Source organism: Sphingomonas sp. 7/4-4, from assembly GCF_027941955.1.
In the GTDB taxonomy this organism is placed as follows: Bacteria; Pseudomonadota; Alphaproteobacteria; order Sphingomonadales; family Sphingomonadaceae; genus Sphingomonas.
Genome location: NZ_CP115960.1, coordinates 642580 through 663081 on the forward strand (window position 1 = coordinate 642580; position 20502 = coordinate 663081).

Sequence of the window (20502 nt, forward strand, 5' to 3'; positions counted from 1 at the left end):
CCTTTCGCTCGGGAAAAGGGAGGGGTTGCCATGCGAAGGTTCATCCGGACGTCGGTCGTGCTCGGCTTGCTGGGCGTGGCGGCGCCCGCGCTGGCGCAGGAAGTGGTGGTCACCGGCCAGCGCCGCGGCGCCTATCTCAACGCCGAGACCAACCAGAGCAGTTCGCGTCCGATCATCAATCTGCGCCGCACCGCCGATTTCGCGGTGCAGACGGTGCACGTCATCGGCGACACGCGCGAGGAGGACAAGCGCCAGGAAGAAATCTACGCGATGGTGCGGGGCGCGATCGAGCTGGCGGACAAGCACGGCGTCGAGCTCTCGACCGGCGATTACATCGTCGAGCCGCTTACCCTCGCCAATTACAAGAGCCTGATATTGGGCAGCGGTGGCCGCTCGGACACCAATGTCGCCAACTTCCTCGTCAAGGCGAAGCTCACCGCGGGAATGGACGCGAAGACTGCGCTCGACCGGATCACCAAGTTCGTCAAGGCAGTGCCACCAGTCGGGCGCGCCGAGATCGAGATGCTCGGATCGCTGACGCTGTCGGTGATCAACCCCGATCAGTATCGCGCGCAGATCACCGACTTGATCGTCGCCGACGCCGCGGCGACCGCAGCAAAGTTCGGACCCGATTACGGCGTGCAGGCGACCGGGCTCGACCGGCCGGTCGAATGGGCGCGGGCGAGCCTGACCGAAGTTTTCCTCTACCTCCCGGCGGCATATACCGTGCTGCCCAAGCGGCGCTGAGGTCGGTGATGCGAGGCTTTGCCAACATCCTGATCGGACTAAGCGCGCTCGCCTGCGCGACGCCCGCGCTGGCGCAGGACGACGAGGGGCAGGAGATCATCGTCACCGCCTCGCGCACCCTGGCGGGCTATCGCGGCGACGGCGAGCCGATGGCGGTCGCGGTCAAGCCCGCACCCGCATTGCGGCTGCGCCGGACGGCGGATTTCGCGGTGCAGAGCGTCCGGATCATCGGCGACACGCGCGACGAGGCCAAACGTCGCGAGGAAATCTACGCGATGCTCAAGGGCGCGATCACGCTCGCTGGCAAACATGGTGTCGAGCTGGCGACGGGCGACTATATCGTCGAGCCGCTGACCCTCGCCAATTATCGCAACCTGACGCTCGAGGAGGATGACAACCGCGAGGATGCCGAGGAAGCGACTTTTCTCGTCAAGACGCCACTGGTGAAGGGTGCGGATGCGAAGGCCGCGCTCGATCGGATCACCAATTTCGTCAAGGCGGTCCCCGCCGTCGGCCGTGCGGAGATCGAGGCGGAGGGCGATCTGACGCTGTCGGTGGTCGGGCCTGACCAGTATCGCGGCCAGATCATCGACCTGGTTGCTGCCGACGCCGCAAAGACCGCGGCGAAGTTCGGGCCCGATTTCTCGGTGACGGCGAGCGGGCTCGATCGTCCGGTCGAATGGTCGCGCGTGGGGCTGACCGAGGTCTCGTTGTACCTGCCGGTCAGCTACAGCGTGGTGCCGAAGCCGTAGGTTTAGGTACTCCCCTCCCTGCTTGCAGGGAGGGGCAGGGGTGGGTGCGCGCGTCTGCGCGCTCAAAGGAATCGCGCGCCGGCTTGAAAGTCTCGGTCGGGGCATCGAGCCCCGCCCGATACTACCCACCCCTGGCCCCTCCCTTGAAGGGAGGGGATTTGAGAGGCGGTACCTCTAAAGCGTCGCCGCGCCGCGCAGCACGGGAACGCAACTGCCGCCTACGCTGGCGCGGATGCCTTCGGCAGTGCGCCAGGCGCGGAGGCGGAGGTCGCTCGGGCGGCCCATTTCCACGCCCTGGGTGACTTCGAAGCGGGCTTCGTCGCCGCCCAGGATCGACAGCAGCAAAGCCGCGAGCGTCGCGTTCGCGCTGCCTGTCGCCGGGTCTTCCCAGGTGCCTGAGAGCGGCGAGAACATGCGGGCACGGATGCGATTGCCGTCGCGGGCGTAGAGGAAGATCGAGAGACGATCGCCGGCACCGAGATGCTCTTCCGCCACGCGGCGATAGATGGCGATGTCTGGAAGCGCGCGCGACAGCGCGTCGGCGGCGACTTCGACGAGAGTGAAATCGACGCCGACGGATGCGCGGGTGGGGATGTGCGTGGTGGTGACGAGGTCCGCGGGAGTGAGGCCGATGCACGGCGCGATCGCTTCGGCAGGCAGGGTGCCGAGGATCTGGAGCGGTTGTGGGGCATCGATCTCGGCGCCGGTGGGGCGGCCCTCGGCGTCGCGGGCGATGCGGATTTCGACGAGGCCGGCTATCTCCTCGAAGCGCAGCACGTCGCCGGCTTCGGGCCGCAGGCCGGCGAGGACATAGCCGGTGCCGACATTGGGGTGGCCGGCGAACGGCATCTCGGCGGTGCGGTGGAAGATGCGGACCCGAGCGGTGTTGGCCGGATCGGACGGCGGGAGGACGAAGGTCGTCTCGCTATAGTTCATCTCGGCGGCGAGCGACTGCATCTCCGCGTCGCTCAGCCCCTCGGCGGCGGTGAAAACTGCGAGTGGATTGCCGCCGAAGCGAGTGCCGGTGAACACGTCGAGGGTGACGTAGGGGAAGCTGCGCGTTGCCATGCGCCGCTCTTAGTTCCTAGCGGTCGTTGCGCAAGCGGATCAGGCCTTCCTGCGCTACGCTGGCGACGAGGCGCCCGCCGCGGCTGTAGATCTTGCCGCGGTTGAATCCGCGCGCATGGCCGGCCCACGGGCTGTCGGTGGTGTAGAGCAGCCATTCGTCGAAGCGGAACGGTTCGTGCAGCCAGATCGCATGATCGAGGCTCGCTGTCTGGACGTCGCCGGTCATCCAGCTGACCCCGTGGGGCAGCAGGCAAGTGCCGAGCAAGGTCATGTCGCTGGCATAAGCGAGCATCGCCCGGTGGAGCGCGAGATCGTCGGGGAGCGGCACGACGACGCGGAACCAGCTGTGCTGGACGGGCTCCATCCTGTCGGGGGCGAACCAGTTGCGCGGGTTTACCGGGCGGATCTCGATCGGGCGGGCACGCAGGAAGAAGCGGCGGAATTTCTCGGGAACCTGATCGCGGATCTGCTCACGCAGCTCGCGTTCGGAGCGGAGGTCGTCGGGATCGGGGACGTCGGGCATCGCGTCCTCGTGGTGCAGGCCCTCGGACGGCGTCTGGAAGCTCGCCGTCATGTTGAGGATCGGCTGGCCCTTCTGCATCGCGATGACGCGGCGATTGGCGAAGCTGCGTCCTTCGAAATCGCGGACGACGCGGAAGATGATCGGGTGGTTCTCGTCGCCCGGACGCATGAAATAGGCGTGGAGCGAATGGGCGGTCTTGGCCCCCTCGACGGAACGCTGCGCGGCCTGGAGCGCCTGCGCGATGACCTGGCCTCCGAATACGCGGCCGACGCCACCGGGGAGGCGGGGGCCGCGATAGAGATCGGTGTCGATCTCCTCGACGTCGAGGAGCGTGGTGAGCTGGGTTACCAGCTCGGCGGGCGTGGGTTCAGGCATTGGCCACTCCATCGTTCCCATCCTCTTCCGTCATCCCGGCGAAAGCCGAGATCCAGAGCCACAAGCGGCGCGGCAGAGAGACTCTGGGCCCCGGCTTTCGCCGGGGTGACGTTGGGTGCGGGGAGGCCATCAATATCCAACCGCCTGGGCGAGCGCATCGGCGTGGAAATTGGTGTCGCCGAACAGCTCGGCGAGGACTCGCGCGCGCTTCATGTAGAAGCCGATATCATATTCGTCGGTCATGCCGATGCCGCCGTGCATCTGGATGCCTTCCTGAACTGCGAGCGTGGTGGCGAGCCCGGTCATCGCCTTGGCGACCGAGACGGCATCGGATGCGCGCTCGTCGCCGGCATCGAGCAATTGCTGCGCCTTGAGCACTGCGGCGCGGGCGACTTCCATTTCGCTGTAGAGATGCGCGGCGCGGTGCTGGAGCGCCTGGAAGCTGCCGATCAGCTGGCCGAACTGTTTCCGTTCCTTGAGATAGGCGACGGTCATGTCCATCGCGCCGCCGCCTACACCGAGCAGCTCGGCCGAGGCGCCGGTGCGGCCGGCGGAGAGCAAGCGGGTGAGGGGGCCTGATCGACTTCGCCGACCACGGCATCGGCATCGACCTCGACCCCGTCGAAGCTGAGGCGCGCGGCGAGGTTGGCATCGGCGAGGCGCTGGGGATCGGCGGTGAGGCCCTTGGCGTCGGCGGGGACGACGAAGAGCGTGGTGCCGTGATCGGTCGCGGCGGCAACGAGAAGCAGGTCGGCGACGTGACCGTGCGCGACGAATTGCTTGGCGCCGGTGAGGCGGAAGCCGTTGCCGGAACGCTCGGCTTTCATTGCGATCTTGCCGTCATGCTTGGCGCGCTCGTCGATCGCGAGCGCGGCGACGGTTTCGCCGGCGAGGATGCCGGGGAACCAGCGCGCGGCGTGCGGGGTGCCCTTGAGCGCTTCGACCGCGGCGACGGCGGTGGTGAGGAACGGGGAGGGCGAGAGGTTGCGGCCGATCTCCTCGAGCACCACGCCCGCCTCGACATGGCCGAGGCCGAGGCCATCGTCGGCTTCGGGGATCAGGATGCCGGTGAGGCCGAGTTCGGCGAACTGCTTCCACAAGTCGCGCGAGAAGCCGGTGGCGTCGTCGGCGTCGCGCAAGCTCCGCATGTGGCTGACGGGGGCGTGCTCGGCGATGAAGTCCTTCGCAGTATCGCGGAGCATCTGCTGTTCGTCGGTTAGGTAGAGGGGCATTTCTTCTTTCCTTGCTCCCTCTCCCCTTTGGGGAGAGGGCTGGGGAGAGGGGCACGGAGGAGAGGGCATTGAGCTGCCCCTCTCCCAACCCTCTCCCCGGAGGGGAGAGGGCTTCATTGTCAGCTCGGCAAATCCAATATCCGTTTGGCGATGATGTTGAGCTGGATCTCGCTGGTGCCGCCTTCGATCGAATTGGCCTTGGTGCGCAGCCATGCGCGGGGTGCGGCGCCGTGGTTGCTGGCGTCGCTTTCCCATTCGAGCGTGTCCGATCCGCCTGCGGCCATGATCAGCTCGTGGCGGGTCTTGTTCAGCTCGGTGCCGTAATACTTCATCATCGAGGGCTGGGCCGGATGTGCTCGACCCGCCTTGAGCTCGTCGATGAAGCGCTCGGACATTGCGGAGAACGCCTTTGAGCGCACCTCGAACAACGCGATCTGGGCGCGCAGGATCGGATCGACACCTTTGCGTGCGGCCTCGATCAGCGGGTCCTCGCCACGGCTGGCGAGCCCCATGCCCGAGATCATCTCGCGCTCGTGGCCGAGCAGATATTTGGCGACGTCCCAACCCTTGTTCTCGTCATGGACGCGATTGGCCTTGGGGACCTTCACATTGTCGAAGAAGGTCTCGCAGAAGGGGGAATAGCCGCTGATCAGCAGGATCGGTTTGGTCGACACGCCTTCGCTGGCCATGTCGAACAGTACGAAGCTGATGCCGCCCTGTTTCGACTCCTTCGAGGTGCGGACGAGGCAGAAGATCCAGTCGGCCTGGTCGGCATAGCTGGTCCACATCTTCTGGCCGTTGACGATATAGTGGTCGCCGGCGTCTTCCGCCGAGGTGGCGAGTCCGGCAAGGTCCGAGCCGGCATTGGGCTCGCTATAGCCCTGGCACCAGCGGATCTCGCCGCGGGCGATCTTGGACAGATGCTCGAGCTTCTGTTCCTCGGTGCCGTATTTGAGCAAAGCCGGGCCGAGCATCGAGATGCCGAAGCTGTTGAGCGGATTGCGGCACTTGAGCCGCGCCATCTCTTCGCGGAGGATCTTGGTCTCTGCTGGTGAGAGCCCGCCGCCGCCATATTGCTTCGGCCAATCGGGGACGGTCCAGCCGCGTGCGCCCATGCGGCCCATCCAGATCTTCTGGTCGGGATGCGCGAATTCGGGATTGCGGCCGCCCCAGGTGGCGTCCTTCTCGCCGCGCATCGGAGTGCGCATGGTGGGGGGACAATTCGCCTCCAGCCATGCGCGGGCTTCGGTGCGGAAGGTTTCCAGATCCTCTGCCATTCTCTTTTCCTTCTAACCCTCTCCCCTGCGGGGAGAGGGTTGGGAGAGGGGCAGGAGGGGAGAGTGCGCTGCACTTCCCCTCTCCCCGACCCTCTCCCCGGAGGGGAGAGGGAGATTGAGTGTCACTTGTTGAACTTCTCGCCCTTTTCCGCCTTCTCACGGAGCAAAGGCGCGACTTCGAAGCCGTATTTCTCGAGGCCGTCGACGATCTTCTTGAGACCTTCGGTGTCGGCCCAGAACATCGGGCCGCCGCGGTACGGGGGCCAGCCATAGCCGTAGACCCACACCACATCGATATCCGACGCGCGCTGGGCCATGCCCTCGGCGAGGATCAGGGCGCCTTCGTTGACCATGGTGTAGAGTGTGCGGACGACGATCTCTTCCTCGGTCACTTCGTGCTGGGGCACGTTCAGCTTCTCGCGCCACTCGACGATCAGCTCGGCGACGCGCGGGCTGTTCGAGGGCGTGCGCTTCTCGTCATAATCGTAGAAGCCGGCGCTCTTCTTCTGGCCCCAGCGGCCTTCGGCGGCGAGCGCGTCGCGGATGTTCTCGATGCGGTTGGGATCGCGGTGCCAGCCGATGTCGACGCCGGCGAGATCGGCCATCTGGAACGGCCCCATCGGCATGCCGAAAGCGACATGGACCTTGTCGATCTGCTCGGGCGTCGCGCCTTCGAGCAGCATCTTGTTGGCCTCGACCTGGCGCGGCATCAGCATGCGATTGCCGATGAAACCGTAGCAGACGCCCGCGATGACGGCGACTTTCTTGATCTTCTTGGAGAGCCCCATCGCGGTCGCGAGCACGTCGTCGGCGGTCTTGGCGCCGCGGACGATCTCGAGCAGCTTCATCACGTTGGCGGGCGAGAAGAAGTGCAGGCCGAGCACGTCCTGCGGGCGGCTGGTGACCGCGGCGATCTCGTCCACGTTGAGGTACGACGTGTTCGAGGCGAGGATCGCGCCGGGCTTGGCGATCTTGTCGAGCCGACCGAACACGTCCTTCTTGACGTCCATGCTCTCATAGACCGCCTCGATGATCAGGTCGCATTCGGCGAGATCGTCGAAGTTCAGGCTGGGCTTGAGCAGGCCCATCGCGCCTTCGACCTGCTCGGCGGTCATCCGGCCCTTGGCGGCGGTCGCCTCGTAGTTCTTGCAGATCGTGCCGGTGCCGCGGTCGAGCGCCTCCTGCGCCATCTCGACGATGGTCACCGGAACCCCCGCCGTGAGGAAGTTCATCGAGATGCCGCCGCCCATCGTGCCGGCGCCGATCACGCCGACGCGCTTGATGTCGCGGAGTTGGATGTCCTCGGCGATGCCGTCGATCTTGGCGGCCTTGCGCTCGGCAAAGAAGATGTGGCGGAGCGCCGCGGACTGCGTGCCCATGATCAGCTTCATGAAGCCCATGCGCTCGGCCTGGACGCCCTCGGCATAGGGCTTGCCGGCGGTCTGCTCGATGAGATCGACGATCGCGTTGGGAGCATCCATGCCGCGGAAGCGCTTCGCATTCGCCTTGCGGAAGGCTTCGAACACTGCGGGGTCGACAGTGACGGGGCGCTCGCTCGATCGCGAAACGGGCTTGCCGATGACTTCCCGCGCGAAGGCGACGGCGTCGGCGAGGAGATTGCCTTCGGTCGCGAGGCGATCGACAAGGCCGACGGCTTTCGCTTGCTCGGCCGAGATCGGATCGCCCTTGGTGGCGAGCTCGAGCGCGGTTTCGACGCCCGCGACGCGCGGCATGCGCTGGGTGCCGCCGGCACCGGGGAGGATGCCGAGCTTGACTTCGGGGAGGCCGAACTTCGCCGAGGGGACCGCGATGCGGTAATGCGAGGCGAGCGCCACTTCGCAGCCGCCGCCCAACGCGGTGCCGTGAACCGCGGCGATCACCGGCTTGTCGAGCGCTTCGATCTGATCGACCAACACCGGAAGCGAGGGTTCCTGCATCGCCTTGCCGAATTCGGTGATGTCAGCGCCGGCGAAGAAGGTCTTGCCCGCGGCGATGATCACGACCGCCTTGATGCTGTCGTCGTTCCTGGCTTCCTCGATGCCCGCCTGCAGGCCCTGGCGGACGGCGGCGCCGAGCGCGTTCACCGGCGGATTGTCCGATGTGAGGATCAGGACGTCGCCCTGGCGGCTGGTAGTGATGGGGGAAATCATTTTTGTCTCCTGCTTCTGTTTCGTCATCCCGGCGAAAGCCGGGATCCAGAGTTACGCACGGTGTCGTCCGTGGCTCTGGGCCCGGCTTTCGCCGGGGTGACGGGAAATGGGTGGGTTGGTCGCCGAATCATGTCAGCGCCGAATAGATCATGGTCTTGAGTTCGCGGCGGATCGGGTAGCGCATCGAGGGGTGAGCTGGGTCATGAACACCATGTGGATGCGCTCGACCGGATCGATGAAGAACGCAGTCGAGAACATCCCGCCCCAATAATATTCGCCCGCCGAGCCGGGCATAAGGGTGCGCGCGACATCCGCGGTGACGGCGAAGCCGAGCCCGAAGCCGACGCCGGCATTGGTGGTCTCGCTGAACAGCGCTTTCGACATCGTCGCAAGGTCCGAACCGCCGGGGAGGTGATTCATCGTCATCAGCTCGATCGTCTTGGGGCTGACGAGGCGGACGCCGTCGAGTTCGCCGCCGTTCAGGCAGAAGCTGCAGAAGCGGTGATAGTCGAGCGCGGTCGAGACGAGGCCGCCGCCGCCGGAGATCAGCCGCGGGAAGCGCGACCAGGCCGAGGCCTCGCCGCGATCGTACATCACGCGCTTGCCGCTCGCTTCGTCGAGCGCCCAGCAATCGGAGAGGCGGGCGATCTTGTCCTCGGGCACCTGGAAGAAGGTGTCGTGCATGCCGAGCAGGGCGAGGATGCGTGTCGTGAGGAAGGCGTCTAGCCGCATGCCCGAGACCCGCTCGACCACTGCACCGAGCACGTCGGTCGACACCGAATAGTTCCATTCGGCGCCAGGCGAGAATTCGAGCGGGAGCTTGCCGAGCGCTGCGACGAATTCGTCGAGCGTCAGATTGCCATGCCAGCTTTCGATCTTCGACTCGCGATAAGCGGCGTCGACATTGGTGCGGTTCTGGAAGCTGTAGGTCAGGCCCGAAGTGTGGCGGAGCAGGTCGATCATCCGCATCGGTTCGGCGGTGGGCGTGGTGACGAACGAAGAATCGCCGCCCCCGCCGGCATAGACGCCGACGCCCTTGAGTTCGGGCAGGACGTGATGGACGGGCGTATCGAGCGACACCTTCGCCTCCTCGACCAGCATCATGAAGGCGAGGCTGGTGATCGGCTTGGTCATCGAGGCGATGCGGAACAATGTGCCTTCGTCGACCGGGGCGCCGCCTTCGCGTGCGGGGCCCTGATGCGAGAAATGCACGATCTCGCCGCCCTGGGCGAGGAGCAACTGGGCATGGGGCAGCTTGCCCGAGTCGAGATAGCGCTCCTTCATGAACGCATCGATCCGCGCGAGCCGGGAAGCATCGAATCCGTAGCGTCCGGGCCGTGTCATGTGCATCGGAAGCGGCATACCTCTCGTTCGAATCCGGTCAGGCGCACCTTATCCGCGGTGCGCTTCCCCTATTGCCTTGAGCGCGACACGAATCAACACTAACGTTGCTTTCGGTTGGGCCGTGATGCCCAAACCCAATGTTCAGAAATATGGAGAGACTTGGCTTGGCTCCCGAACCGATCGTGCCGCTCGACCCCGACTGGCCCAAGATGTCGCTAGAGCAGACGAAGGCGCTGCTGACTGCCCCCGGCGCGAAGTTCGAGATGGAGACGATCGACATTCGCGGGGTGCCGACCCGGGTGTGGAAGAACGCACCGCCATCGCTGCGGATCCTGGCACAGATGGTGCGGGCGTATGGCGCGCGCGAGTTCACGATCTATGAGAAGGAGCGGGTGACCTTCGAGGCGAATTATCGCGCCACTGTGCAGATCGCGCACAAGCTGGTCGAAATGGGTGTACGGAAGGGCGACCGCGTCGCGCTGGCGATGCGCAACTTGCCCGAATGGCCGGCGATCTTCTTCGCCGCGGTGAGCATCGGCGCGATCATGGTGCCGCTCAACGCCTGGTGGACCGGCGGCGAGCTCGAATATGCACTGAAGGATTCGGGTGCGAAGGTGCTGATTGTCGACGGCGAACGGCATGAGCGGCTCAAGAGCTGCTATGCGGATCTGCCCGATCTCCAGCGCGTGGTGGTGAGCCGGGCCAAGGGCGCGCTGGACACACCGGCGGTGGCACTCGAATCGCTGATCAGCGAGACGAATGGCTGGGGCGCGCTCGAGGATATCGGTTTCCCCGATGCCGAGATCACGCCCGACGACGATGCGACGATCTTCTACACCAGCGGCACGACCGGCAGCCCCAAAGGCGCGCTGGGCACGCACCGCAACTTCGTCACCAACATCATGTCGAGCGCCTATGTCGCGGCGCGGACGATGCTGCGCCGGGGCGAGACGCCGCCGGCGATGCCCGAACCCAAGGTCATGCTGCTCGTCATCCCGCTGTTCCATGTGACGGCGTGTTCGGCGGCGATGATGGGCGCGGTCGCGTCGGGATCGACTCTGGTGTTCATGCGCAAATGGGAGCCCGAGCTGGCGATGGAGATCATCCAGCGCGAGAAGGTCAACGCGACCGGCGGCGTGCCGACGATCGCATGGCAGCTGCTCGAGCATCCGGCGCGGGCCGATTACGACCTGTCGAGCCTCGAGACGATTGCTTATGGCGGCGCGCCCTCCGCGCCCGAGCTGGTCAAGCGGATCTACGAGGAATTCGGTGCGCTGCCCGGCAACGGCTGGGGGATGACCGAGACCACCGCCACGGTGACGACGCACTCGGGCGAAGACTATCTGAGCCGGCCGACCAGCGCGGGGCCGCCCGTGGCTGCCGCGGACCTCAAGATCATGTCGGTCGAGGGCGACCGCGAATTGCCGCTGGGCGAAGTGGGCGAATTGTGGGCGCGCGGGCCGATGATCGTGAAGGGCTATTGGAACAAGCCCGAGGCGACCGCGGAGACCTTCGTGGACGGCTGGGTGCGCACCGGCGACCTCGCGCGGCTCGATGAGGACGGATTCCTCTACGTCGTCGACCGCGCCAAGGACATGATCATCCGTGGTGGCGAGAACATCTATTCGAGCGAAGTCGAGGATGTCCTCTACGCGCATCCCGCGGTGACCGACTGCGCGCTGGTTGGCGTGCCGCACAGGACGCTCGGCGAGGTACCCGCGGCGATGGTGCACCTCGCGCCGGGCAAGTCCGCCACCGAGGCCGAGCTGCAGGACTGGGTGCGCGCGCGGCTGGCGGGCTTCAAGGTGCCAGTACAGATACGCTTCGCAACCGATGTGCTGCCGAGGAACGCCCAGGGCAAGATCCTCAAGACCGATCTGCGGGGGTTGTTCCTGGACGAAGAGGCGGTTTAGCCTGCCGCACTCGAGTCGACCTGCAGTTCCCGGCTCGATCCACGAGGGATGCGTATGGCCAGGACGTGGTTCATTACCGGAGCGTCGAGCGGATTTGGCCGAGCGTTAGCGGAAGCCGTGCTGGCGCGCGGCGACAATGCCGTGCTCGCGGCGCGGCGTAGCGAGCCGTTGCGCGCGCTCGCCGAGATGCATGCCGGCCGGGCATTGCCGGTCGCTCTCGACGTGACTGACCCAGGCGCGCGGATGGCGGCGCTCGCGGCGGCGATCGATCGCTTCGAGCATCTCGACGTTCTCGCCAACATCGCCGGCCGCGGTTCGCTCGGCGCCGCCGAGGAATTCTCGCCCGATCAGCTTCGCGACCAGATGGAAGTCAATTTCTTCGGCCCGGTCGAGCTGATCCGCGCCGCGCTGCCGCAGATGCGGCGGCAGGGCAGCGGCCATATCCTCAACCTCACGAGCATCGGCGGCCTCATCTCGATGGGAGGATTTTCCGTCTACTGCGCCTCCAAATTCGCGCTCGAAGGCTGGAGCGAGGCGTTGCGCGACGAAGTCGCGCCGCTCGGCATTCGCGTGACGATCGTGGAGCCGGGGGCGTTCCGCACGGAATTTGCCGGGGAAGCAACATGCGGCCCACCGAACGGCTCGATGCCTATCGCGGAGTCATCGATCCGGTGGAGACCTATCTCTACGGCAACGACGGCATGCAGCCGGGCGATCCTGCGAAGGCGGCGGACGCGATGATCGCTGTCGTCGAAAGCGGAAATCCGCCGCTCCGGCTGATGCTCGGAGCCGATGCGCTCGCCGGATGGGAAGGAAGCGCGCGGCGGTGGACGCTGATGTCGAGGCCTGGCGCGCGGTCGGCAGCGCCACGGCCTATTCCGACGCCGAGACGCATCCAATCGGCGGTCGAATGGCCTGACACGCCGGTGTCGGGCCTAGGCGGGCCCGGCGAGTCCTTCGGCCACGTTCCGTACTGCGTGTGCCCAGCCATCGAGCCGTACCTGCCGTTCGTTCATACCGAGCTTCGGTTCGAAGGTTGTGCCCGAGCCGCGCATCGCCGCCGCCGCCTCCAGCCCGCTGAACAGCCCACAGCCTATCCCCGCCAGCATCGCGGCCCCCAGCGCGGTGGTCTCGGCGAAATTGGGGCGGTCGACGGGCACATCGAGCATGTCGGCGAGGTCCTGCGCCAGCCAGTCGTTGGTCACCATCCCGCCGTCGACGCGCAGCCGCGCCCAGTCGGCGCCATCGGCAGCGAAGGCGGTTTTCAGGTCGTGGCTCTGGTGTGCCATGGATTCGAGCGCGGCACGGACGATGTGCGCGCGGGTGCTGGAGAAGCTGAGCCCCGAGAGCGACGCGCGCGCCTCCGGTTCCCACCACGGGGCGCCGAGGCCGCTCAGCGCGGGGACGAGATAGACGCCTCCATTGTCGGGAACCGAACGGGCCAGCGCCTCGGTCTCGGGCGCGGTCTGGATCAGGCCGACCGAATCGCGCAGCCACTGGATCAGGCTGCCGGCGACGAACACCGAGCCTTCGATGGCATAAGTGCGGCGGCCGCCGAGCTGCCAGAGCACTGTGGCTAGCAGGCGGTTCTTGGAAGCGGGTGGGGCGGTGCCGGCATTGGTGAGGACGAAGGCGCCGGTGCCGTAGGTCGCCTTGGTATCGCCCTTGGCGAAGCACGCCTGGCCGATCGTCGCGGATTGCTGATCGCCGGCGAGGCCGCAGATCGGGATCTCGCCGCCGAAGAGTTTGGTCGTGCCGAAGCGACCGGCGCAGTCGACGATCTCGGGGAGGGCGTCGCGGGGCGCAGAGAACATGTCGAGCAGGCCGTCGCTCCAGCCGCCCGATCCGAGTCCCATCAGCAAGGTGCGCGAGGCGTTCGTGGCGTCGGTGATGTGGAGGCCGCCCTGACTCTCATTGGCGGTGAGCTTCCACACCAGCCAGCTCTCGATCGTGCCGATGGCGAGGCGGTCGCCGGCTTCCTTGAGTTGAGGCCAGTTTTCCATCGCCCAGGCGATCTTCGTGCCTGAGAAATAGGGATCGAGCAGCAGGCCGGTGCGGGCCTGGACGCCGGGTTCCTCGCCCGCCTCGCGCCACGCGCGGCACATCGCGGCGCTGCGCCGGTCCTGCCAGACGATCGCGGGGGCGAGCGGCTCGCCGGTCGACTTGTCCCAGAAGACGATCGTCTCGCGCTGGTTGGTGATGCCGATCGCGGCGATTGCCTGCGCGCCCCCTGCCTTGTCGACCATTGCCTGTGCACAGGCCCGGCTGCGGGTCCAGATCTCGGCGGCGTCGTGCTCGACCAGGCCGGGGCCGGGATAATGCTGGGTGAGCTCGGCGGATTGGGTGCCGACGCATTTGCCCGACGGTTCGAACAGCATCGCGCGGGTGGAGGTCGTGCCCTCGTCGAGGACCAGCAGGAGTTCGCCCATACAGCCAGCCTAACCCGACTGGCAGGGCGTTGCTACCGCCCCTTGCGGCTCCTAGAAGTGAGGAGAAGGAGAGAGCAGGGTGGACGATCAACCCGGGGCGATAGACGGCAGTAGCGAGGGCGAGGGCATTCGACCCGTGGCGCCACGCGAGCCTTTGCCGGCGCCCGAAGGCCAGGAAAGTCTTGGCGACGGGCTCAAGCGCGACCGGCTGATGGCCGCGCTGGCGCTGATGATCGGCATCGGGCTGCTGTTCCTCATTCCCTTCGCGCTCAAGGAGGGGTCGCCCTTCTTCCTGCCGCTCACTGCCGCGCTGGTGATCGCGATCGCGATGGTGCCGATGCTCGAATGGCTCGAGCGGCACCGGATGCCGGCGCCGCTGGCTGCCCTGACCTGCGTATTGCTCTTCCTGATCGCCGCGAACATCGCGCTCGCCTCGATCGTGGTCCCGGCCTGGCAATGGATGCAGCGGTTGCCCGAGAGCATTCCGCAGATCCAGCACAATCTCGAGCCGCTGATCCGCTTCTATTCGAACCTCGAGCGGTTCGTGGATCGCACGCTGACCAATTTCGCCGCCGCGCCGGCGCGACAGCCGGAGACGATCGCAGTGGCACCGCCGCGATCGCTGCTCGATCTGTTCACCACGTCGGCACCGTCGGCGCTGATCGAGATGTTCTTCGCGATCCTCGTGATCTATTTCTTCCTCTCGGGCTGGACCCGGCTCAGGCGCAACGCGATCACCCGGCGGGCGAGCTTCGGCGGCGCGATGGCGACCGCGCGCGTGATCCAGGACGTGGTCGACGACACCTCGGCCTATCTCGGCACGATCACCCTGATCAACGTCACGCTGGGATTGATCGTCGCGGGCGCGCTCTGGGCGATCGGCATGCCGACGCCTTTGATGTGGGGCGGCATCGTCGCCTTGCTCAACTATATTCCCTATATCGGCCCGGTGATGGCGGCGTTGCTGCTCGCGATAGGCGGATTGATGAGCTTCCCCGACATCTGGTGGGCACTGCTGCCCGCCGTGCTGATGATCGGCGCGCACCTGATCGAGGCGAATGTGGTGACGCCGCTGATCGTGGGCCACCGGCTGACGATCAGCCCGATCCTCATCCTCGTCTCGCTGAGCTTCTGGGGATGGGTGTGGGGCACGCCTGGCGCGCTGCTCGCAGTGCCGCTGCTGATCATCATCCAGACCGTGCTCAACGCCGCGGGCAAGCCCGATATCGCGGGATTCCTGTTCGAACACGGCACGCTGATCCGCCATCCGGGGAAACCCATGCGCACCGCCGGCAAAGTCGCGACCAATCCGGTTGACACCCCCGGAAGCCGGGGTTAGTGGCGCCTCCTCGCTTCGAGAGCGGGTGTAGCTCAGTTGGTTAGAGCGCCGGCCTGTCACGCCGGAGGTCGCGGGTTCGAGCCCCGTCACTCGCGCCACGCGGGATCCCTTGCGGGAATTCCGATGTGGTCAAACTCGTAGCGCCTTCCAAGATGCGGCATGCGTCGCCCCGCCTGGTTCAAGCGGGTGTAGCTCAGTTGGTTAGAGCGCCGGCCTGTCACGCCGGAGGTCGCGGGTTCGAGCCCCGTCACTCGCGCCATGCCGTTCCCGTCGCTGTCATTGACAAGCGGGGGCACTCCTATAGCTTCCCATCTGCATAACAAAGCAGGTCGCCGTCCGTCCATCCGAGGAGGAAGCGATGCGATCCCGTGTCTTCGCCCAAGTTTTTTCGGCGCCTGCCTTGCTGGCGGCTGCCCTGCTGCTTTCGGGTTGCGGAGCCCAAAGAGACTCCGCGGAGAATGTCAGCGCGGTGGACTATGGCGAAGACACCTATACCGGCGACAACGCAGCCGAGAACGTCGAAGCCAACGCCACGGGGCCGGAATCGAACGTCGTGACGGTGAACGCCAGCGCCGGCGACGAGACCGTCTTTTGCGAAGCGGTCGACCAGGACGCCAGCGCGTCGGAATGCCGGCGCTACACGCGCGAGCGCGCCAATCTGCAGGCCGGTCTCGGGGTGTTCGAGGCGCCCAAGGAGATGAAGCTGGGCGAGAGCCGCGATCTGGTGCTGAGCGTGGGCAAGAAGGCCAATGCCGAAGACGTGCACGCCACGGTCGGCACCGAGCGCGCCAAGCATGTCGAGATCACCACCCAGGTCGGCCATTACATGACCGCGACCTTGAGCGGCGGCGGGTTCGACATCACGCCTTCGGGGCCGCAGGCCAAGACGCTGGCTGCGGACCGAAGCGAGGTCTGGCAGTGGCGGATCAAGGCGAAGGAGGAAGGCGCGCAGAAGCTGATGCTGACCATCTCGGTCGACGCCCAGGCGGCGGATGGCTCGCGCTCGCGCTATGACCTGGAGACCAAGGCCTTCGACATCGCAGTGAACGTCACCGACAGCGAGCGCCGCGCGCGCAAGGCGCAGGAGATCAAGAAGAGCCTCGACGCCGGCACCACCGTGCTGAGTGGGCTCGAGAAGCTGTTCATCGCGCTGGCGGCGGTCGTCGTGGCGCTGGGCGGGGTGTGGATCGCGATCCGGACCTTCGGCAAGAAGAAGGACGCCGAGAAGCCGAAGGGCGAGGCCCCGAAGGACGATAGACCCAAGAAGGACTAGCGGCGGGAGAACATCGCGTCGATCGCATAGCGGCCGGCGCCGAGCGTTGCGAAGAGCAGCCCGAACAGGATCAGGCTGGTCGCGGGAAAGGCGGCGCGGATGCCGAGCCTGGCATCGACCATCGCGACCGCGACGGCGAAGTTGACTGCGCAGAGCAGCCCCGCCCAGCGCGTGGCGAACCCGAGCACGAAGGTGACGCCGCAGGCGAACTGCGCCCAGACCGAGATCAGCGCCATCCATTTAGGCTGGGGAAAGCCGTGGCCGGCGAGGAAGCGCGCGAACTCGGCCATGCGCGCGGCGCTCTGGATATTGTCCCAGACGCCCCAGATCAGAAAGCCGCCGACGACGAGGCGCGCCAACAGCAATGCCGCATCCGAATACCCTGCGAAACCCGCGCTACGCCTGCGCCCGAAAGCCATATTCTCTCCCTTGTTCCCCGATATGCGACTGCTCAGTCGCGTATTATTCTCCAGCGCCCGGTCTCCATCCAGAGCAGCAGGGGCTTGAGCGGCGCGATCCAGACGATGCCGAGCACCACGTAGATCACCAGCTGGACGAGGATCGGCAACGCGCCGATCTCCGCCGAGAAGCTGGCGACCAGCACCACCCAGACGAGGATCAGCAGCAGGATCGCGAGCATGCCCGCGGGCTTGCGCCAACTCGCCTTCACTTCTCCGCGTGCCACAACATGCCTTCCTCGGTGATGATCGCGTGCAGGGGCACGTCCCAGATGTCGGCGGGGATAGCAGGGACTTCCTGCACCGACCATGCCACGCCGACGCGCCACGCGCCTTCGTAGCGGGCGAAGGCGCGGTCATAATGGCCGGCGCCCTGGCCGAGGCGATTGAGGCGGCGATCGAAACCCAGCAATGGGGTGAGGATGAGGTCGGGCGCGACTTCGGGGCTCGCGGGATCGGGCTGGCGCAGGTTGAACGGGCCCTCGATCAGGGGCTCACCGAGCTGCCATGCGAGGAAGCGGATCGGCGTGGCGCGATCGACGACGAAGGGTAAAGCGAGCCGGCATCCCGCGGCGGCTGCGGCAGCGGCCAATTGGGAAGGGTCAGCCTCGCTTCCCACGGCGCAATAGCTGGCGATGGTGGCTCCGGCCCTGAGCTTTTCGACAAAGGCTTCAGGCGCGAGGATCGCCGTCGACGATTCGGCGGCGAACTGATCGCGATCGGCACGGAGTTTCGCGCGGAGCGCGGGTTTGTCCAGAATCATGCGGGAATGCGGTGGCGGGACCGCCATGGCCGTTTGCCAGAATATCCTCTGACGCTCGTTACGTCAGGTGGGAACCATGTGCGACAGACCAGGATCTGCACAGGGACAGCTCCCATGGATGATGAATAGCCTCAGGGATATGCCGAGGCTCGTACCGGGCAGTGCCCGCCGTGACTGCATCTAGGGCGGCGGACGCTGAGAAGCAACCGCGCCGACGCGCGATTTCAAGCTTCGGCGGCGTCTTCTTCCAGTGCGAGGGCCACGGCTTCGAGCCGATCGGCGATCCGCTCGAGCAGCACCGGCGAGACGCCTTCGGGCGGATTGCGCTGCACTTCGTCGACCATGTCGGCAAGAATCAGCGCGAGATACACCAGGGTCCGCTCGGCATTGAGGCCGCCCGAGGCGCGATGCGCGGTGACGGCATGCTCCTGCAGGATCGATTCGAGGTGGCGCAGATGTGGTTCGTCGCCTTCGCGCGCGGCGACGGAATAGGTACGTCCGGCGATGGTGAGGTCGATATCCGCCATTACTCGGCTTCCACGTTCGACGTTTCGCGGGCGATCAGCGCATCGAGCGAACTCACCGCCTCTTCGATCCGCGCGCGCAATTTGGCGTGACGGCTGGCGAGGCGTGCGGTTGCATAAGCGCGCGCGGCTGCTGCTGCCTCGATCCGCGCGAGCGCCTGTTCGATCCGGTCTGCAGGGCTTTCGGCCATGTTATATCGATTAGGCAGAGCGAGCGGGCGCGGCAAGAGCGCATGCGCCGAACGGCCCATCGATTCTTCGAGAGCGGCCAGCGGCTTTGCCGAACCGGACCCGTGGAGCGGTTGACGCGCGGGCGTGTGCGTCCCAAAGGCGTCCGCGACCAGCAGGGGAGTCCACGTGTCCGCATCCTTCACCGACTGCGCCAATGCCATCCGCGCGCTATCGATGGACGCCGTGGAGGCCGCCAATTCGGGGCATCCCGGCATGCCGATGGGCATGGCCGACGTCGCCACCGTCCTGTTCCAGAACTATCTGAAGTTCGATCCCGCCGATCCGCACTGGCCCGACCGCGACCGGTTCGTGCTCTCGGCGGGGCACGGATCGATGCTGATCTACTCGCTGCTCCATCTGACCGGCTATGCCCGGCCGACGCTGGAGGACATCCGAAACTTCCGCCAGGTCGGCAGCCCTTGCGCGGGACATCCCGAGAATTTCGAGCTGGCCGGAGTCGAGGCGACCACGGGACCGCTTGGGCAGGGTCTGGCGATGGCGGTGGGCATGGCGATTGCCGAGCGGCACCTCAACGCCAGCTTCGGCGACGCGCTGGTCGATCATCGCACCTGGGTGATCGCCGGCGACGGGTGCCTGATGGAAGGCATCAACCATGAGGCGATCGGGCTCGCCGGGCATCTCAAGCTCGGGCGGCTGATCGTATTGTGGGACGACAACAAGATCACGATCGACGGCGCAGTATCGCTCTCGTCGAGCGAGGACATCCCGGCGCGCTACACCGCGACCGGCTGGCATGTCGTCGAATGCGACGGGCACGACGAAGCGAGCATCGCCGCGGCATTCGACGCGGCGCTCGCCGACAATCGGCCCTCGCTCGTCCGTTGCCGCACGATCATCGGCAAGGGCGCGCCCAACAAGCAGGGTTCGTCCAAGGTGCACGGTGCGGCGCTGGGCGCCGACGAAGTCGCCGCGGCGCGCGAGACGCTTGGCTGGCATTATCCTGCTTTCGAGGTTCCCGAGGAGATCCGCGCGGCGTGGCTCGCGGCAGGGAAGCGTGGGGCCGAACCTCATGCACAGTGGAAGAAGCGGCTAGCAAGCAACGGTAATCGTGCAGCTTTCGAGAGGCGCGGTAATGCCTCCTCCGACTGGCTGAAGCCCTATGTCGATGGCCTGCTCGCCAATCCGCAGAAAGTCGCGACCCGGAAAGCGTCCGAGATGGCGCTCGAGGCGATCAACCTCGCATTGCCCGAGACGATCGGCGGCTCGGCCGACCTCACCGGCTCGAACAACACGCTGACCAAGGGCCTCAAGCCGCTCACCGCGGCCGATTATTCGGGCCGCTACGTCTATTATGGCATCCGCGAGTTCGGCATGTCGGCGGCGATGAACGGGATGGCGCTGCACGGCGGCGTGATCCCTTATGGCGGCACCTTCCTGGTGTTCTCCGACTATGCCCGGCCGGCGATCCGGCTCTCGGCGCTCCAGCGGACGCGCGTCGTCTATGTGATGACGCACGATCTCGATCGGCCTCGGCGAGGACGGCCCGACGCACCAGCCGATCGAGCACATCATGAGCCTGCGCGTCATGCCCAATCTCGATGTCTATCGCCCGTGCGACACGATCGAGACCGCGGAATGCTGGGCATTGGCACTGGAGAAGACCGACGGCCCATCCCTGCTCGCGCTCTCGCGACAGAATTTGCCGCAGCTGCGCACCGACGGCGGCGAAAACCGCTCAGCGAAGGGTGCGTATCGCCTGCTCGCTGCCGAGGCCGAGCGGCAGGTGGTGCTGATCGCAACGGGATCGGAAGTCGAGATCGCGGTCGCCATCCGGACGGAACTGGAAGCGCGGGGAATCGGCACCGATGTGGTGTCGATGCCGAGCTGGGAGCGCTTCGATGCCCAGAGCGCGGAGTATCGCGACGATATCCTGCCGCATCACGTGCTGCGCGTCTCGATCGAAGCGGGCACGACGATGGGCTGGGAACGCTATACCGGGATCGCCGGCATGCGTTTCGGCATCGACGGGTTCGGCGCATCGGGTCCTGCGCCCGCGCTCTACGAGCATTTCGGCCTCACCGCCGCGGCAATCGTGCCGCAGATCGTGGCGGCGCTCGCCTGAGCACCCATATACGAGCCGAAC

The 20502-nt window shown here is 66.3% G+C and carries 16 protein-coding genes, 2 tRNA genes and 3 pseudogenes; 9 read left to right on the plus strand and 12 right to left on the minus strand.

The window, feature by feature from the left end:
- Window positions 1–30: 30 nt before the first annotated feature.
- Together PIB19_RS03350 and PIB19_RS03355 are read left to right on the plus strand one after the other, a co-directional pair.
- Window positions 31–747, plus strand: coding sequence for a TonB-dependent receptor (locus tag PIB19_RS03350; protein ID WP_271239669.1), 717 nt, complete (start codon window positions 31–33; stop codon window positions 745–747).
- An 8-nt stretch (window positions 748–755) separates the two neighbouring features.
- The gene (locus PIB19_RS03355; protein WP_271239670.1) at window positions 756–1499 is read left to right on the plus strand and encodes a TonB-dependent receptor; all 744 of its coding nucleotides are present in this window, start codon (window positions 756–758) and stop codon (window positions 1497–1499) included.
- A 174-nt stretch (window positions 1500–1673) separates the two neighbouring features.
- Here the strand turns inward: PIB19_RS03355 and PIB19_RS03360 are convergent, their stop codons facing one another.
- The 6 genes and pseudogenes from PIB19_RS03360 to PIB19_RS03385 all read right to left on the minus strand — a co-directional run bounded on the left by PIB19_RS03360 (window position 1674) and on the right by PIB19_RS03385 (window position 9486).
- The gene (locus tag PIB19_RS03360) at window positions 1674–2567 is read right to left on the minus strand and encodes a PhzF family phenazine biosynthesis protein (protein WP_271239671.1); all 894 of its coding nucleotides are present in this window, start codon (window positions 2565–2567) and stop codon (window positions 1674–1676) included.
- 16 nt (window positions 2568–2583) lie between these two features.
- Window positions 2584–3465: an acyl-CoA thioesterase gene (locus PIB19_RS03365; RefSeq protein ID WP_271239672.1), complete on the minus strand. Its 882-nt coding sequence runs from the start codon at window positions 3463–3465 to the stop codon at window positions 2584–2586.
- 129 nt (window positions 3466–3594) lie between these two features.
- Window positions 3595–4697 (minus strand): annotated as a pseudogene (locus PIB19_RS03370) (acyl-CoA dehydrogenase family protein).
- Window positions 4698–4816: 119 nt separating this feature from the next.
- The gene (locus tag PIB19_RS03375; RefSeq protein ID WP_271239673.1) at window positions 4817–5974 is read right to left on the minus strand and encodes an acyl-CoA dehydrogenase family protein; all 1158 of its coding nucleotides are present in this window, start codon (window positions 5972–5974) and stop codon (window positions 4817–4819) included.
- A 122-nt stretch (window positions 5975–6096) separates the two neighbouring features.
- Window positions 6097–8124: a 3-hydroxyacyl-CoA dehydrogenase NAD-binding domain-containing protein gene (locus tag PIB19_RS03380; protein ID WP_271239674.1), complete on the minus strand. Its 2028-nt coding sequence runs from the start codon at window positions 8122–8124 to the stop codon at window positions 6097–6099.
- A 127-nt stretch (window positions 8125–8251) separates the two neighbouring features.
- Window positions 8252–9486 (minus strand): annotated as a pseudogene (locus PIB19_RS03385) (serine hydrolase domain-containing protein).
- Between the two features lie 131 nt (window positions 9487–9617).
- On the opposite strand from PIB19_RS03385, the gene PIB19_RS03390 reads away from it, so the two are divergent.
- Both PIB19_RS03390 and PIB19_RS03395 read left to right on the plus strand, forming a co-directional pair.
- Entirely contained in the window at window positions 9618–11381 is a 1764-nt protein-coding gene (locus PIB19_RS03390; RefSeq protein ID WP_271239675.1) for a class I adenylate-forming enzyme family protein, read from the plus strand.
- 117 nt (window positions 11382–11498) lie between these two features.
- On the plus strand, window positions 11499–12122 hold the full coding sequence (locus PIB19_RS03395) for an SDR family NAD(P)-dependent oxidoreductase (protein ID WP_271239676.1): 624 nt from the start codon (window positions 11499–11501) through the stop codon (window positions 12120–12122).
- A gap of 194 nt (window positions 12123–12316) precedes the next feature.
- Here the strand turns inward: PIB19_RS03395 and PIB19_RS03400 are convergent, their stop codons facing one another.
- A complete protein-coding gene (locus PIB19_RS03400; protein WP_271239677.1) occupies window positions 12317–13810 on the minus strand; it encodes an FGGY family carbohydrate kinase in 1494 nt (497 codons plus the stop codon).
- Between the two features lie 211 nt (window positions 13811–14021).
- On the opposite strand from PIB19_RS03400, the gene PIB19_RS03405 reads away from it, so the two are divergent.
- From PIB19_RS03405 to PIB19_RS03420, 4 genes are all read left to right on the plus strand, one after another.
- Complete coding sequence (locus PIB19_RS03405; protein ID WP_271240902.1) at window positions 14022–15149, plus strand: AI-2E family transporter; 1128 nt, start codon at window positions 14022–14024, stop codon at window positions 15147–15149.
- A 21-nt stretch (window positions 15150–15170) separates the two neighbouring features.
- Window positions 15171–15247, plus strand: a tRNA-Asp gene (locus tag PIB19_RS03410).
- Window positions 15248–15331: 84 nt separating this feature from the next.
- A tRNA-Asp gene (locus tag PIB19_RS03415) sits at window positions 15332–15408 on the plus strand.
- Window positions 15409–15618: 210 nt separating this feature from the next.
- Complete coding sequence (locus tag PIB19_RS03420; RefSeq protein WP_271239678.1) at window positions 15619–16422, plus strand: hypothetical protein; 804 nt, start codon at window positions 15619–15621, stop codon at window positions 16420–16422.
- On the opposite strand, the gene PIB19_RS03425 is transcribed toward PIB19_RS03420, so the two are convergent.
- The 5 genes from PIB19_RS03425 to PIB19_RS03445 all read right to left on the minus strand — a co-directional run bounded on the left by PIB19_RS03425 (window position 16419) and on the right by PIB19_RS03445 (window position 18358).
- Window positions 16419–16841: a DoxX family protein gene (locus tag PIB19_RS03425; protein ID WP_271239679.1), complete on the minus strand. Its 423-nt coding sequence runs from the start codon at window positions 16839–16841 to the stop codon at window positions 16419–16421. The genes PIB19_RS03420 and PIB19_RS03425 overlap by 4 nt on opposite strands.
- Before the next feature lie 32 nt (window positions 16842–16873).
- Entirely contained in the window at window positions 16874–17062 is a 189-nt protein-coding gene (locus PIB19_RS03430) for a DUF2842 domain-containing protein (protein ID WP_271240903.1), read from the minus strand.
- 26 nt (window positions 17063–17088) lie between these two features.
- Window positions 17089–17643 (minus strand): 5-formyltetrahydrofolate cyclo-ligase, encoded by a 555-nt coding sequence (locus tag PIB19_RS03435; protein WP_271239680.1) that lies wholly within the window; start codon window positions 17641–17643, stop codon window positions 17089–17091.
- Window positions 17644–17867: 224 nt separating this feature from the next.
- Window positions 17868–18170: a cell division protein ZapA gene (locus PIB19_RS03440; protein WP_056612897.1), complete on the minus strand. Its 303-nt coding sequence runs from the start codon at window positions 18168–18170 to the stop codon at window positions 17868–17870.
- Complete coding sequence (locus PIB19_RS03445; RefSeq protein ID WP_056612899.1) at window positions 18170–18358, minus strand: hypothetical protein; 189 nt, start codon at window positions 18356–18358, stop codon at window positions 18170–18172. The genes PIB19_RS03440 and PIB19_RS03445 overlap by 1 nt, the downstream gene beginning before the upstream one ends.
- A gap of 166 nt (window positions 18359–18524) precedes the next feature.
- On the opposite strand from PIB19_RS03445, the pseudogene tkt reads away from it, so the two are divergent.
- A pseudogene (gene tkt / locus PIB19_RS03450) lies at window positions 18525–20481 on the plus strand (transketolase).
- The last annotated feature ends 21 nt before the right edge of the window (window positions 20482–20502 follow it).

Bases quoted from the DNA above. Each gene is read 5' to 3' on its own strand.
- PIB19_RS03375 (WP_271239673.1), bottom strand. From the start codon at position 5,974: ATGGCAGAGGATCTGGAAACCTTCCGCACCGAAGCCCGCGCATGGCTG.
- PIB19_RS03430 (WP_271240903.1), bottom strand. From the start codon at position 17,062: ATGCTCGCGATCCTGCTGCTGATCCTCGTCTGGGTGGTGCTGGTCGCC.
- PIB19_RS03355 (WP_271239670.1), top strand. From the start codon at position 756: ATGCGAGGCTTTGCCAACATCCTGATCGGACTAAGCGCGCTCGCCTGC.
- PIB19_RS03390 (WP_271239675.1), top strand. From the start codon at position 9,618: ATGGAGAGACTTGGCTTGGCTCCCGAACCGATCGTGCCGCTCGACCCC.
- PIB19_RS03380 (WP_271239674.1), bottom strand. From the start codon at position 8,124: ATGATTTCCCCCATCACTACCAGCCGCCAGGGCGACGTCCTGATCCTC.
- PIB19_RS03350 (WP_271239669.1), top strand. From the start codon at position 31: ATGCGAAGGTTCATCCGGACGTCGGTCGTGCTCGGCTTGCTGGGCGTG.
- PIB19_RS03435 (WP_271239680.1), bottom strand. From the start codon at position 17,643: ATGATTCTGGACAAACCCGCGCTCCGCGCGAAACTCCGTGCCGATCGC.
- PIB19_RS03365 (WP_271239672.1), bottom strand. From the start codon at position 3,465: ATGCCTGAACCCACGCCCGCCGAGCTGGTAACCCAGCTCACCACGCTC.
- PIB19_RS03360 (WP_271239671.1), bottom strand. From the start codon at position 2,567: ATGGCAACGCGCAGCTTCCCCTACGTCACCCTCGACGTGTTCACCGGC.
- PIB19_RS03440 (WP_056612897.1), bottom strand. From the start codon at position 18,170: ATGGCGGATATCGACCTCACCATCGCCGGACGTACCTATTCCGTCGCC.
- PIB19_RS03405 (WP_271240902.1), top strand. From the start codon at position 14,022: ATGGCCGCGCTGGCGCTGATGATCGGCATCGGGCTGCTGTTCCTCATT.
- PIB19_RS03445 (WP_056612899.1), bottom strand. From the start codon at position 18,358: ATGGCCGAAAGCCCTGCAGACCGGATCGAACAGGCGCTCGCGCGGATC.
- PIB19_RS03400 (WP_271239677.1), bottom strand. From the start codon at position 13,810: ATGGGCGAACTCCTGCTGGTCCTCGACGAGGGCACGACCTCCACCCGC.
- PIB19_RS03425 (WP_271239679.1), bottom strand. From the start codon at position 16,841: ATGGCTTTCGGGCGCAGGCGTAGCGCGGGTTTCGCAGGGTATTCGGAT.